Source organism: Isoptericola sp. NPDC019693, from assembly GCF_044389085.1.
Classification (GTDB): Bacteria; Actinomycetota; Actinomycetes; order Actinomycetales; family Cellulomonadaceae; genus Isoptericola.
The window spans coordinates 83,544-95,939 of the sequence record NZ_JBIRXP010000005.1; the positions used below are offsets into that span (position 1 = coordinate 83,544).

Annotated in this window: 12 protein-coding genes; 3 read left to right on the top strand and 9 right to left on the bottom strand. The window is 75.0% G+C overall.

Annotation, left to right across the window (positions count from 1 at the left end; translation table 11 throughout):
• Position 1: 1 nt before the first annotated feature.
• Both ACH436_RS15530 and ACH436_RS15535 read right to left on the bottom strand, forming a co-directional pair.
• Positions 2-1,279, bottom strand: a complete 1,278-nt coding sequence (locus ACH436_RS15530; RefSeq protein WP_430561103.1) for a DNA polymerase IV — start codon at positions 1,277-1,279, stop codon at positions 2-4.
• Positions 1,276-1,782, bottom strand: a complete 507-nt coding sequence (locus tag ACH436_RS15535) for an SAV_6107 family HEPN domain-containing protein (RefSeq protein WP_430561104.1) — start codon at positions 1,780-1,782, stop codon at positions 1,276-1,278. The genes ACH436_RS15530 and ACH436_RS15535 overlap by 4 nt, the downstream gene beginning before the upstream one ends.
• Positions 1,783-1,991: 209 nt before the next feature.
• Here ACH436_RS15535 and ACH436_RS15540 point away from each other — a divergent pair, with 209 nt between their 5' ends.
• The gene (locus ACH436_RS15540) at positions 1,992-2,927 is read left to right on the top strand and encodes a spermidine synthase (RefSeq protein ID WP_430561105.1); all 936 of its coding nucleotides are present in this window, start codon (positions 1,992-1,994) and stop codon (positions 2,925-2,927) included.
• A gap of 86 nt (positions 2,928-3,013) precedes the next feature.
• Here ACH436_RS15540 and ACH436_RS15545 read toward each other — a convergent pair whose 3' ends face one another.
• From ACH436_RS15545 to ACH436_RS15565, 5 genes are all read right to left on the bottom strand, one after another.
• Positions 3,014-3,217, bottom strand: coding sequence for a cold-shock protein (locus tag ACH436_RS15545; protein ID WP_429728529.1), 204 nt, complete (start codon positions 3,215-3,217; stop codon positions 3,014-3,016).
• Between the two features lie 215 nt (positions 3,218-3,432).
• Complete coding sequence (locus ACH436_RS15550) at positions 3,433-4,371, bottom strand: proteasome assembly chaperone family protein (protein WP_430561106.1); 939 nt, start codon at positions 4,369-4,371, stop codon at positions 3,433-3,435.
• A 114-nt stretch (positions 4,372-4,485) separates the two neighbouring features.
• Positions 4,486-4,926 carry a response regulator gene (locus tag ACH436_RS15555; protein ID WP_430561107.1) on the bottom strand — a complete coding sequence of 147 codons (441 nt, stop codon included), beginning with the start codon at positions 4,924-4,926 and terminating at the stop codon, positions 4,486-4,488.
• A 100-nt stretch (positions 4,927-5,026) separates the two neighbouring features.
• Complete coding sequence (locus ACH436_RS15560) at positions 5,027-6,238, bottom strand: ATP-binding protein (protein WP_430561108.1); 1,212 nt, start codon at positions 6,236-6,238, stop codon at positions 5,027-5,029.
• Entirely contained in the window at positions 6,235-7,650 is a 1,416-nt protein-coding gene (locus ACH436_RS15565; RefSeq protein ID WP_430561109.1) for a PP2C family protein-serine/threonine phosphatase, read from the bottom strand. The genes ACH436_RS15560 and ACH436_RS15565 overlap by 4 nt, the downstream gene beginning before the upstream one ends.
• A gap of 170 nt (positions 7,651-7,820) precedes the next feature.
• On the opposite strand from ACH436_RS15565, the gene ACH436_RS15570 reads away from it, so the two are divergent.
• Positions 7,821-10,130 carry a HelD family protein gene (locus ACH436_RS15570; protein WP_430561110.1) on the top strand — a complete coding sequence of 770 codons (2,310 nt, stop codon included), beginning with the start codon at positions 7,821-7,823 and terminating at the stop codon, positions 10,128-10,130.
• A 43-nt stretch (positions 10,131-10,173) separates the two neighbouring features.
• Entirely contained in the window at positions 10,174-11,412 is a 1,239-nt protein-coding gene (gene serA, locus ACH436_RS15575) for a phosphoglycerate dehydrogenase (protein ID WP_430561111.1), read from the top strand.
• Between the two features lie 92 nt (positions 11,413-11,504).
• Here the strand turns inward: serA and ACH436_RS15580 are convergent, their stop codons facing one another.
• A complete protein-coding gene (locus ACH436_RS15580) occupies positions 11,505-11,705 on the bottom strand; it encodes a DUF5302 domain-containing protein (RefSeq protein ID WP_430561112.1) in 201 nt (66 codons plus the stop codon).
• 129 nt (positions 11,706-11,834) lie between these two features.
• Positions 11,835-12,377 (bottom strand): transcriptional regulator NrdR, encoded by a 543-nt coding sequence (nrdR, locus tag ACH436_RS15585; RefSeq protein WP_430561113.1) that lies wholly within the window; start codon positions 12,375-12,377, stop codon positions 11,835-11,837.
• Positions 12,378-12,396 lie beyond the last annotated feature (19 nt).

Here is a 12,396-nt window from a genome sequence, read left to right on the forward strand (position 1 = left end):
CTCAGGATATGCCCGCGCCGCCCGGCACGGTAGTCGGCGGGGGTGAACCTCGGCGCCGGGCGGATGCCGCGCCGAGGGTGATCGCCGATCGGCCGAACCGTTCACGCACCGCGTCCAGCGCGAGCTCGGCCTCGCGACGGGCCTCCTGGCGCGGATCGACGGCCTCGTCGAGCGTCACCTGCTCGGCCAGACCGGACCTGACCTGCAGGTTCTCGCCGCGGACGCCGACCAGCCGGACGGGGAGCCCTCGCAGGTCCGCCGCGCCCAGCAGGTCGCGTGCGACGAGAAAGATGGCACGCGCCACATCGGTGGGCCCGTCGAGCGTGCGGGACCGGGTCAGGGTCCGGAAGTCGCTCGTGCGGACCTTGATCGACACCGTGCGCGCGACGACGCCCTGGTGCCGGAGCCGGGCCGCGACGCGGTCCGCCAGCTCCAGGACCCGCTGCTCGACCGCGCCCAGGTCCCACAGGTCGCGCTCGAACGTCGTCTCGGCGCCGACGCTGCGCTCCTCGTGCCCCGGGACGACGGGCCGCGGGTCCCGGCCCCACGCGAGGTCGTGCAGGTGGGCGCCGGAGACCGAGCCGACCGCCGCCTGCAGCGTCGGCACGTCGGTGTCCGCGAGCTGTGCCACGGTCGTGATGCCCCAGCGCGCCAGGGCGGCCTCCGTCTTCTCGCCGACGCCCCAGAGCGCCCCGACGGGAAGCGTCCGCAGGAACGGCACGGTCGCGTCGGCCGGCACGAGCATCATCCCGTCCGGCTTCGCGTGGGTGGAGGCCAGCTTGGCCACGAACTTGTTCCGCGCGATGCCGACGGAGCACGTGATCCCGTGCTCGGCCCGGACCTGCTCGCGCAGCCGGGCCCCGATCACCGTCGGCGCGCCGAGCCGCCGCCGGGCCCCGCTGACGTCGAGGAAGGCCTCGTCCACGGAGATGCGCTCCACCAGCGGCGTGATCGTCGCCAGGATGGCCATGACCGACTCGGACACCTCGTGGTAGAGCCCATGGTCCGGCCGTACCACCACGGCCTGCGGGCACAGGCGCAGGCCGGCGGCCATCGACATCGCGGAGCGCACGCCGAAGGCGCGGGCCTCGTACGTCGCCGCGAGCACGACGCCCCGCTCCCTCCCGCCGACGATCACCGGGCGGCCCCGCAGCTCGGGGCGGCGGGCCAGCTCGCACGACGCGAAGAAGGCGTCCATGTCGACGTGCAGCACCGACGTGCCGGACTCGTCGGCGCCCCAGTCACGGAAGGCCTCGGCCGAGCGAGGCCCCCGGCTCACGACGCCGCCGGCGCGACGGCGAGCGGTCGCGCGAACCCGGCCCGCGGATCCACCAGGAGGCCGACCTCGTCCCGGAAGTCCTCCGCGCACGCCACGAGCTCGGCCGCCCGGCGGGCGTCGACGTCGGGCTCCAGCCCTGCCTCGACCGCCGCCCGGACGCGGGCGCCGGACGCGAAGTATCCCGACCATGCCGCAAGGTCGGGCTCCACGAGCGCCAGCATGTCCCAGACCGAGCGGGCCCGCGTCCGTGCCGACGGGCGGCCACGCAGCGCGACGACGGCGGCGGCCGCACGCAGCGCCGCCAGGTGGGCGTGCACGAAACGCTCCGCGGGGTCCGTCGAGGTCGAGGCCGCCGCGAGCTCCGCGTCGGACCTGTCCAGCAGCCGGGTCACCTCCGGGCTCGGGGGCAGCGCCGGGCCCGTGGCGGCGTGCCCGGCGTGACCGGCACGGCCGACCTGGCCACGACCACCCGACGCTCCGGCAGATCTCGTGCGAGCCGACATCCTGCACCTCCCGTGCTCCGCGGTCCCCCGCGCCCGTCCAGTGTCGAACACCTGTTCGAACCTGTCAACCGCCGCCGTCACGCCGCTCCCGCCGGAACGGGGACACTGGTCGCATGTCCCGCTCCTCCCGAGGCGGATCGCGCCCCGAGCGCCGGTCCGGTCGACGCACCCCAGCATCCTCCGACGCACCGACACTCCCGGACGAGGAGGTGCCGATCGACACGGGCACGGCGCGCGTCGATCGCGACCCGGACCACCCCGACCGCGTGACCCTGCACGTCAACGGCGTGCCGAGCTCCGCGCTCGACCTCGCCGACCCCGGGTTCCTCGCGTTCGAGTACATGCAGCAGATGGCCGCCGTGCTGGCGGGGCTGCCCGACGGCCCGCTGCGCGTGCTGCACCTCGGGGCGGCGGGGTGCGCGCTGGCCCGGCACGTGGAGCACGAGCGTCCCGACTCGCGCCAGCTCGGCGTCGACGTCGACGCCCGCCTCCTGGAGCTCGTCCGGACGTGGTTCGCGCTGCCGCGGTCGCCGCGGCTACGGCTGCGGGCCGACGACGCCGGCCACGCCCTCGCGTCGCTGGCCCCCGGCTCGTTCGACGTCGTCGTGCGCGACGTCTTCGCCGGCGACCGCACGCCCGACCACCTGGCCGACGCCGCATTCGCGGCGGCCGCGCACCGGGTGCTGCGGCCGGGCGGCGTGCTGCTCGCCAACTGCGCGGACCGGCCGCCGCTGTCCCTGGCCCGGCGGGAGACCGCGACGCTCGCGGCCGCGTTCGGGCCGGAGGCGGCCGCGGACGGCCGGCTCGGGGTGATCGCCGAGCACGCCGTCCTCAAGGGCCGCCGCTACGGCAACGTGGTGCTCGTCGCCGTGCGGGCCGCGCCCGACGGGCCGGCCACCCCACCGGAGGTCGACGCCCGGGACGACGCCCTGCACGACGACGCGCCCGACGCCATGCACGACGCCGGCCGGAAGGCGCCTGCCGAGGGCCGCGCCGACGTCGGCCACGACCCGGAGCCCTCGGGCGACCGCCGCGCGGGCGGGCTCGACCTGCACGACGCCGGCCTCGCCCGCCGGCTGCGCACCCTGCCCGTCCCCGCGCGCCTCCTCGTCGGGGACGAGCTGGTGAGGTTCGCCGGGACGTGACCCGCCCGAGCGGCTCGGGACGCCCCTGGCACGACGACGGCCGCGCCCCCGTGGGGGACGCGGCCGTCGTCAGGCGAGCCGTGGGCTCAGAGCGGCACGACCTGCTCCGCCTGCGGACCCTTGGGGCCCTGGGTGATCTCGAACTCGACCCGCTGGGCCTCGTCGAGGGTGCGGTATCCCTGCGTCTGGATCGCGGAGTAGTGCACGAAGACGTCGGCCCCGCCGTCGTCCTGCGCGATGAAGCCGTAGCCCTTCTCCGAGTTGAACCACTTCACAGAACCTTGCGCCATGCTGATCCTTCGACCTTCCGTCACAACGGCACGGGCGGGCCGGGCGGCCACCCGTCGCTGCGGGGCGCCGTCGCCGGTTCGTGCGAAGGAGCGCCTCTGCAACGCGGTCAGTGTGGCACGGACCACACTGCCGTGCCACGGATATGCCGCGGAAGGCGCGCATCGGCTGTTTCCGGACGGGGCCCGGACGCCGCGGGACGGGCGCGACCGCGCCGTCAGTCGTCGTCCTGCTGGGCCAGGAACCGCTCGAACTCCGCGCCGAGCTCGTCGGCGGTGGGCAGGGGCGCCTGCTCGGCCAGGAGGCTCGGACGCCCGACCGACCTGGTGAACGCGTCGTACTGCTCCTCGAGCGCCTTGACGACCGCCTTCACCTCGCTCGACTCCCCCACCTGCTTCTCCACCTCGATGGTCGCGTCGGCGGCGGCCTCCGCGAGCATGCCGGTCGCGAGGTCCAGCCCCGTGGCGCGCTCGACGTGCCGCAGCGCGACGACCGCGGCCGGCGCGTAGCGGGACTGCGCGAGGTAGTGGGGCACGTGCACCGTGAAGCCGATCGCGTCGTGCCCCGCCTCACCGAGCCGGTACTCCAGGAGCGCGGCGAGCGAGCCGGGGACGCGCACCGTGCCGAAGAACGACGTGTAGTCCTCGACCAGGCCGGGGCGGGTGCCGTGCGCCGTGAGCGACAGCGGCCGCGTGTGGGGCACGCCCATGGGGATCCCGTGGAAGCCGACGGTGAGGGAGACGTCGAAGCGTTCGACCAGGCCCTTGACGGCCGCCACGACCCGCTCCCACTGCAGGTCGGGCTCCGAGCCGTGGAGCAGCAGGAAGCCGGTGCCCTCGCGGTCGGCGACGTGGTCGATCGCGAGGTAGGGCTCGTCGTAGGAGGACCACCGGTCGGCGTCGAACGTCATCCCGACCCGCTTCGAGCGGTAGTCGAGGAGCTGGTCGACGTCGAAGGTCACCAGCCGGGTGGTGGTGAGCTCCTCGGTGACGTGCTCGACGGCGACCTCCCCCGCGGACCCCGCGTCCACGAACCCGTCGAGGGCGTGCAGCAGCACGGGCCCGGTGCCGGTCGACGGCGCGTCTGGCCCCTGGTGGGGCAGGACGCGCTCGACGGCGGCCTCGTCGACCTCGTAGATGCTCTGCGGGTCCAGCAAGGGTCTTCCTCCTCGGTTCTCCGGCTCGTGCCGACGGGCTCGCGCCCGCACGAGTGACAACCGTGCCGCGCCCCGGATCCTTCCCGGGGCCACGACGGAGCGAAGCAGCCCGGCTCAGCGGTGCGGCAGTCGCACCACGGTGACGAAGAAGTCGTCGATCTGGCGGACCACCTGGATGAACCGGTCGAAGTCCACGGGCTTGGTCACGTAGGCGTTCGCGTGCAGCGAGTAGGAGCGCAGCACGTCCTCCTCGGCCTCGGAGGTGGTGAGCACGACCACCGGGATGTGCTTGAGCCGCTCGTCGGCCTTGACCGCCGCGAGCACCTCGCGGCCGTCCATGCGCGGCAGGTTGAGGTCGAGCAGGATGAGGTCGGGCGTCGGCGCCTCGGCGTGCTCGCCCTCCTTGCGCAGGAAGGCCATCGCGCTCACGCCGTCCGCCACGACCGACAGCCGGTTGGCGACCTTGTGCTCGTCGAACGCCTCGCGCGTCATGAGCACGTCACCCGGGTCGTCCTCGACGAGAAGGACCTCGATACCCGCCTGCTGGTCCGTCATGCCCGCTCCCCCGTGGTCCCACGCCCGGTCCGGGCGCACCCTGCCATGCTCGCCACAGGCCTCCTGCAGCATCGTCGCAGGTCAGCGACGTGCACCGAGCCTAGCCGACGATGCCGTCGGACGCCTCGTCACGGTCCGGCAGGGTCCAGCGCACCGACGTCCCGCCGGTCGGGGCGGGCTCGAGCCAGACCCGTCCGCCGTGATGCTCGACGACCCGCTTGACCAGCGCGAGGCCGATGCCCGTGCCGGAGTAGACGTCCTTGGGGTGGAGCCGCTGGAAGATGACGAAGACGCGCTCGGCGTACTGCGGGTCGATGCCGATCCCGTTGTCGGTGCAGGACAGCTCCCACCCGGGCTCCGGGCCGCCGACCCGGCGCGCCGACAGGTGCACGCGCGGGGGGCGGGCGGGGTCGCGGAACTTCACCGCGTTGCCCACGAGGTTCGCCAGCAGCATGGTCAGCAGCGCTCTCTCGCCGCGCACCACCGGCAGCGGGTCGTGCGTGATCTCCGCCCCCGCCTCGACGATCCGACCCTCCTGGTCGTGCCGCACCTGCTCGAGCGCCCGCTCGAGGTCGACGTCCTCGGGCTCGCTGCCCGAACGGCCGACCCGCGAGAAGCTCAGCAGGTCCTGGATGAGCCGCTGCATCCGCCGGGCGCCGTCGACGGCGAAGGCGATGTACTGGTCGGCCCGCTCGTCCAGCTGGTCGCCGTAGCGCTTCTGGAGCAGCTGCGTGAAGCTCGCCACCTTGCGCAGCGGCTCCTGCAGGTCGTGCGAGGCGACGTACGCGAACTGCTCGAGGTCGCGGTTCGAGCGCTCCAGCTCCTGGTTGGACCGGGCCAGCTCCCGCGCCTGCTCGGCCAGCCGGGCACGGGTGCGCTCGGTCTCGGCGTGCGACGCGCGGACCTCCGCGACCTGCTGCACCAGCTCGCGACGCATGTGCTCGACGTCGGCCGCGAGCGCCGCGACCTCGCCCGTGCCCTCGACCCGGATCTCGTGCTCGTGCTCCCCCGTGCTGGCGGCGCGCACCGAGTCGGCGAGGCGCGCCAGCGGCCTGGTGACGCCGCGCTGCAGGGCGCGCCACATGAACAGGCCCATGCCCACCACGAGCAGGACGAGCACGATCACCACGACCAGCAGCGTGAGGTTCCACCCGTGGGCCGCGTCCATGGCCTCGTCGCCCGCGTCCACCCGCAGCAGCACCAGCGACCGCTGGACCGCGACCAGCGCGACGCCCAGCGCCAGGAGCAGCACCGCGCCGACGATCTGCAGCAGGCGCAGGACGACGTCGTGCAGCGGACGTTCGCGTCTCATGGGCGCGCCCACTCGGCCGAGTCCGCGAGCGTCGAGGACCGCTCGCCCAGGTACGGGGTGTCGTGCCCCGTCCACCCGACGACGAGCAGCGCCGCGTCGTCGGTGAGCGGGCCCCCGTGCAGCGCGCGCACGCGGCGCAGCACCCGCTCGACCACGCCGACGATCCCGTGCCGCTCCAGGTCCTCGCGGACGAGGTCGTGCAGCCCGGACTGCCCGAGGCGCGGCACCCGGCGTCGCAGCGGCCCCACCCGTGCGGGCCGCTCCCCGTGCAGGGCGACGAGGCCGAGGGCGTCCCGGCCCAGCCCGTCGAGCGCGGGGTCCGCCCCCGGCCCGACGACGGGCGGGACCCCGCGCACCTCGGCCTCCACCAGCCCGTCGGTGTAGAGCATGAGCGCGAAGGGGCCCTCGAGGTCGATGCGCCGCGGCTGCCACCCGCCGTCGACGGGGACGCCCAGTGCCCGCCCCCGGCCGGTGGGCGGCAGCTGCTCGCAGCGCAGGTCGCCCACCGGCCCGGTGATGAGCAGCGGGGGCAGGTGACCGGCGAGGTAGAGGTCGACGCGCGTGCGGTCCGGGTCGACCACCACCTGGCACAGGGTGACGAAGACCTCCGGCCGCGCGCGCTCCGTCAGCAGCACGCGCTCCAGGTGCTCGAGGATGCGCTCCGGCGGCGTCCCCGTGAGGACGAGGGTGCGCCAGGCGGTGCGGAGGGTCGCACCGAGCGCCGCCTCGTCGGGGCCGTGGCCGGCGACGTCGCCCACGACGGACAGCACGGAGCCGTCGGGCCGCTCGACGGTGTCGAAGAAGTCGCCCCCGAGCAGGCCGCCGCCGCCCGGCAGGTAGCCGACCATCACCGAGACGCGCTCGTCGCCGACCAGGGGCTTGGGCAGCAGGGCGCGCTCGAGCCGCGCAGTCTCCTCGGCCCGCACCGCGCTGCGGTACAGCGCTCGCTGCTGGGCCGCGGACCTGCGCCGCTGGAGCGCGTAGCGCAGCGAGCGGCCGAGCAGGCCGGAGTCCGTCTCGCCCTTGACGAGGTAGTCGTCCGCCCCCGCGGCCACCGCCTGCACCCCCTGGTCGCCGCCGGTCAGGCCCGTGAGCACCACGAGGGCGGGGACGTCGTGCACGCGCTCGGCGATCTCGCGCAGCCGCGACACGGCGGTCAGCCCCACGGCGTCGGGCAGCCCGAGGTCGAGCAGCACGCAGTCGATCCCCGGCGAGCCCCCGGGGATCGACAGGGCGTCCACCGCCTCCGCCACGGACCGGGCGCGCCGCAGCACGACCGTGACCTCGGCGTCCTCGAGCAGCTCGGTGACGAGCAGCGCGTCCCCGTCGTCGTCCTCGACGAGGAGGACGGTGGCGGTCGCGTCCTCGGCCGGCCCGTCGGACCCGGCTCGCAGGACGTCGCCGCTGCTCATGGGCCTAGATCCTAGCCCCGACCCTCCCCCGCGGGCCGGTGCAGGGGGCCCGGCGCGTCGCCGTCCCGCGCCGGACGGTGCCACGGGCCCGGCTCGCATCTGCAATGATGGTCCGCCGCCGGGGCCGCGCCGTCGTGAGCGCGCGGCCCGAAGGACGCTGGGGAGGATGCGTGGCAGGCAGGCAGGACGAGCTGGCACGCGAGCAGGGGGTCGTCGACGGCCTCTACGCCCGACTGGACGAGCTGCGGCGCGCGACGCGCGACCGGCTCGCGGAGGTGCGACGCTCAGGGCCGTCGGGGTCGCCGCAGAACCGGAGCGAGCGGGACGCCTTCGCCACCCTCTACGAGGACCGGGTGGCCCAGCTGGACGCCGTCGAGGACCGGCTCGCGTTCGGGCGCCTCGACCTGGACGACGGCGACACCCGGTACGTGGGCCGCCTCGGCCTCGCCGACGCCGAGCACCGCTCGCTGCTCACGGACTGGCGGGCGCCCGCCGCGACACCGTTCTACCGGGCCACGGCCCTCCACCCGGCCGGCGTCCGCCGCCGCCGGCACCTCGTGACGACGGGACGCACGGTCACCGGGCTCGAGGACGAGGTGCTCGACCTCGACGCCCTGGCGGACGGGGTCGAGGGCGACGGCGGCTCCCTCGCCGCGTCGACCCTCTCGGGGGAGGGCGCCCTCCTCGCCTCGCTGGCCGCGCGCCGCACGGGCCGCATGACCGACATCGTCGCGACGATCCAGTCGGAGCAGGACCGGATCATCCGCGCCGACCTCGCCGGCGCGCTCGTCGTGCAGGGCGGGCCGGGCACCGGCAAGACCGCCGTGGCCCTGCACCGCGCCGCCTACCTCCTCTACGCCCACCGGCGCGTGCTCGAGCGCAGCGGCGTCCTCCTCGTGGGGCCGAGCCGCGCGTTCCTGCGGTACATCGACCAGGTGCTGCCGTCGCTCGGCGAGACCGGTGTCGTGGCCACGACGGTGGGCGAGCTGCTGCCCGGCGTCCGGGCGGACCTCGCCGACTCCCCCGCCGCCACCGAGATCAAGGGTCGGCTGCTGTGGCGCGACGTGGTGCGGCGCGCCGTGCGCGCCCGCGAGCGCGTCCCGGCCCGTGACGTCCGGTTCCGCCTCGAGGGGTACGACCTCGTGGTGCGCCGCAGGGATGTGCGCGACGCGATCGCGCGCGCCCGCCGCACCCACAAGCCGCACAACGAGGCCCGCGCCGCCTTCGTCCGCGACATGCTCGCGCGCCTCGTGGACCAGTACCGCGCCGCGGCCGACACCGAGCTCGCCCCCGAGGACGTCGCGATGGTCACCGAGGACCTGCGCTCCCACCGGGACGTGCGGGTCGCCCTCAACCTCGCCTGGTTCCCGATCACGCCCGAGAAGCTCGTGTCCGACCTCTTCGCCAAGCCGCACCGGCTCGCGGAGGCCGCGCCCGAGCTGTCCGCGAGCGAGCGGGCCGCCCTGCGGCGCGAGCCCGACGCGCCCTGGACGGAGGCCGACGTGCCCCTGCTCGACGAGGCCGCCGAGCTGCTCGGCGAGGACGGCTCGATCGCCAAGGCCGAGGCGCGGGCGCGAGCCGCCGAGCGCGCCGCCGAGCTGGAGTACGCCCGGTCCGTGCTCGAGTCCACCGGCGCGGGCGGCGGCCTGGTCGACGCCGAGACGCTGGCCTCCCGGTTCGAGTCCACCGGGCCGCGACTGACGACGGCGGAGCGCGCCGCGGAGGACCGCACGTGGACGTACGGGCACGTGGTCGTCGACGAGGCGCAGGAGCTCTCCCCCATGGCCTGGCGGATGCTGGTGCGCCGTGTGCCCACCCGCTCGATGACGATCGTCGGGGACGTCGCGCAGACGTCCTCCCCCGCGGGCGCCCGGTCGTGGGCCCGCGCGCTGGACCCGGTGCTCGGCGACTCCTGGCGCCTCGAGGAGCTCACCGTGTCGTACCGCACCCCGGCCGCGGTCGCCGACGCCGCGCAGCGGATGGCCGCCGGCGCCGAGCTCCCCGTCTCGCCGCTCACCGCCGCCCGGCAGGTCGACGGTGCGCTGGAGCTCGCCCGGGTCACGCCGTCGGGTCCCGCGCGCCCGGTCCTCGTCCAGGAGGTGGCGGACCAGCTGGCGTCCCTCGCGGGCGAGTTCGTCGGCGCCGACGGGGCGGGCCGGGTGGCTGTGATCGCGGCCGCCGACCAGGTCGACGCGCTGCGCGAGGCCGTGGAGTCCGTGCTGCCCGGCGCCCTGGGGGCCGACGAGGCCGCCCGGCTGCTCGCCCAGCGCCCGGAGGACGCCCAGGTGAGCGTGCTCGACCCGCGCGCGGCCAAGGGGCTGGAGTTCGACGCCGTCGTGCTCGTCGAGCCGGTGGCCGTCGCGGAGGGCCCGGGCGGCGCGTCGGACCTCTACGTCGCGATGACCCGGCCCACGCAGCGGCTCGTCGTCGTCCACGAGCACCCCCTGCCCGCGGGCATCGTGGAGCTCGCCGCGGCGTGAGACGCGTTTGTCGGCGCGGGCCCGCACGGCGCACCATGGCCTCGTGCTGCGAGCCCTCCTTCTCGAGAACGTCCACCCCGTCGCTGCCCAGAATCTTCGTGATGCGGGCATCGAGGTCGTCACGCGCCCCGGCGCGCTCGACGAGTCCGAGCTGATCGAGTCCCTCGCGGACTTCCAGATCCTCGGCATCCGGTCCAAGACCACCGTGACCCGCAAGGTCCTGGAGAGCGTCCCGGGCCTGCAGGCCGTGGGCACCTTCTCCATCGGCACCAACCAGATCGACCTCGACGCCGCCGCCGCCCACGGCGTGGCCGTGTTCAACGCGCCGTACTCGAACACGCGCTCCGTCGTCGAGCTCGCGATCGCGGAGATCATCGCCCTGACCCGCCGCCTCACGGTGCGCGACAAGGCGCTGCACGACGGCGTCTGGGACAAGACGGCCGACGGTTCGCACGAGGTGCGCGGCCGGACGCTGGGCATCATCGGCTACGGGAACATCGGCTCCCAGCTCTCGGTGCTCGCCGAGAACCTCGGCATGCGGGTCGTGTTCTACGACACGGCCGAGAAGCTCGCGCTCGGCAACGCGCACCGGGTCGAGACGATCGAGGAGCTGCTCGCCGAGGCCGACGCGGTGACGATCCACGTGGACGGGCGGCCGGGCAACGCCGGCCTCTTCGGGGCCGACCTGTTCGCCGGCATGAAGCCCGGCGCGATCTTCCTCAACCTGTCGCGCGGCTTCGTCGTGGACGTCGAGGCCCTGCGGGAGCACATCCTCTCCGGCCACCTCGGCGGCGCCGCCGTCGACGTCTTCCCGACGGAGCCCAAGAAGCGCGGCGACGACTTCACGTCACCCCTGCGCGGGCTGCCGAACGTCATCCTCACGCCGCACGTCGGCGGCTCGACGGAGGAGGCGCAGGAGGCGATCGGCGAGTTCGTGTCCAAGAAGCTGCGGGACTTCGTGGCGACCGGGTCGACGACGCTGTCGGTGAACCTCCCGAACCTCCAGCTCGCGCACACGGGCGTGGGCCGCATCATGCTGCTGCACCGCAACGTGCCCGGCGTCCTCGCCCGCGTGAACCAGGTCTTCGCCGACCACGGCGCGAACATCGAGGCGCAGATGCTGGCCACGCGCGGGGAGATCGGCTACGTGGTGACCGACATCTCCGACGTCACGCAGCGCGGCGCGTCGGCGAAGCTGCAGGCCATGGACTCGACGATCCGCCTGCGCATCCGCGACGCGTTCGAGCGGCCCGAGTTCCCGCCCGGCCCCGCCGCCGGCTGAGGGACCACGCCCGCCACCGGCGCGGGCGCCGCGACATGCGAAGGGCGGCCCCGGATCTCCCCGGGGCCGCCCTTCGTCCGTCCGCGGGCGGCTCAGCCCGACTTGCGGCGGAACATCTTCTGCACGGGCCCGGAGGTCTCCGAGCCGTGCACCTGACCGGTGTTGCCGTCCTTGCCGGCGGTCGGGTGGCTGGCGGCGTTCTTCTTCTCCAGCGCCGCCCTGAAGCGCGCCTTCGTGTCCTCGCTGGGCCTCGCCCTGGAGTCGTCCGCAGCCTTGGCGTCGTCCGTCGTCATCACGGTCACCTCGTCGGTCGGGGTGGACGTGCTCGCACGGCGGACCGCGCAGCACCTGGTGCCGTCCAGGATGCCGCGACGGCCTCCCGGGCGCCAGGGCATTTCACGAGGACCGGGCGCGGGGCGGCCTCAGTCCGTCGCCGTGCCGCGTCCCGCTGCCGCGGGCTCGCCCGCCGGGCTCTCGCCGGGGTCGTCCGGGCCGGAGGCGGACGCCGCCGCCCGGGCCTCGTGCTCCGCGCGCAGGGAGGTGATCGCGGTCTCGAAGTCCTCCAGGGACTCGAAGGACTGGTACACGCTGGCGAACCTCAGGTAGGCGACCTCGTCCAGCTCCCGCAGGGGGCCGAGGATCGCCAGCCCCACCTCGTTCGCCTCGATCTCGGGGCGACCGGATGCTCGCAGCGTCTCCTCGACCTTCTGGGCGAGCACGGCCAGGTCGTCGGAGCTCACGGGCCGGCCCTGGCACGCCTTGCGGACCCCCGCCACGACCTTGTCCCGGCTGAAGGGCTCGGTCACCCCGGAGCGCTTCGCCACGGACAGGCTGGCGGTCTCGATGGTGGTGAACCGGCGCTGGCAGGCGGGGCACTGGCGACGACGTCGGATGGAGGCGCCGTCGTCGGAGGTGCGCGAGTCCACGACTCGCGAGTCCGCGTGGCGGCAGAACGGGCAGTGCATCGCTGGTCTCCTGCGCTCG

Bases quoted from the DNA above. Each gene is read 5' to 3' on its own strand.
- nrdR (WP_430561113.1), bottom strand. From the start codon at position 12,377: ATGCACTGCCCGTTCTGCCGCCACGCGGACTCGCGAGTCGTGGACTCG.
- ACH436_RS15535 (WP_430561104.1), bottom strand. From the start codon at position 1,782: ATGTCGGCTCGCACGAGATCTGCCGGAGCGTCGGGTGGTCGTGGCCAG.
- ACH436_RS15565 (WP_430561109.1), bottom strand. From the start codon at position 7,650: ATGAGCAGCGGCGACGTCCTGCGAGCCGGGTCCGACGGGCCGGCCGAG.
- ACH436_RS15555 (WP_430561107.1), bottom strand. From the start codon at position 4,926: ATGACGGACCAGCAGGCGGGTATCGAGGTCCTTCTCGTCGAGGACGAC.
- ACH436_RS15580 (WP_430561112.1), bottom strand. From the start codon at position 11,705: ATGACGACGGACGACGCCAAGGCTGCGGACGACTCCAGGGCGAGGCCC.
- ACH436_RS15545 (WP_429728529.1), bottom strand. From the start codon at position 3,217: ATGGCGCAAGGTTCTGTGAAGTGGTTCAACTCGGAGAAGGGCTACGGC.
- ACH436_RS15560 (WP_430561108.1), bottom strand. From the start codon at position 6,238: ATGAGACGCGAACGTCCGCTGCACGACGTCGTCCTGCGCCTGCTGCAG.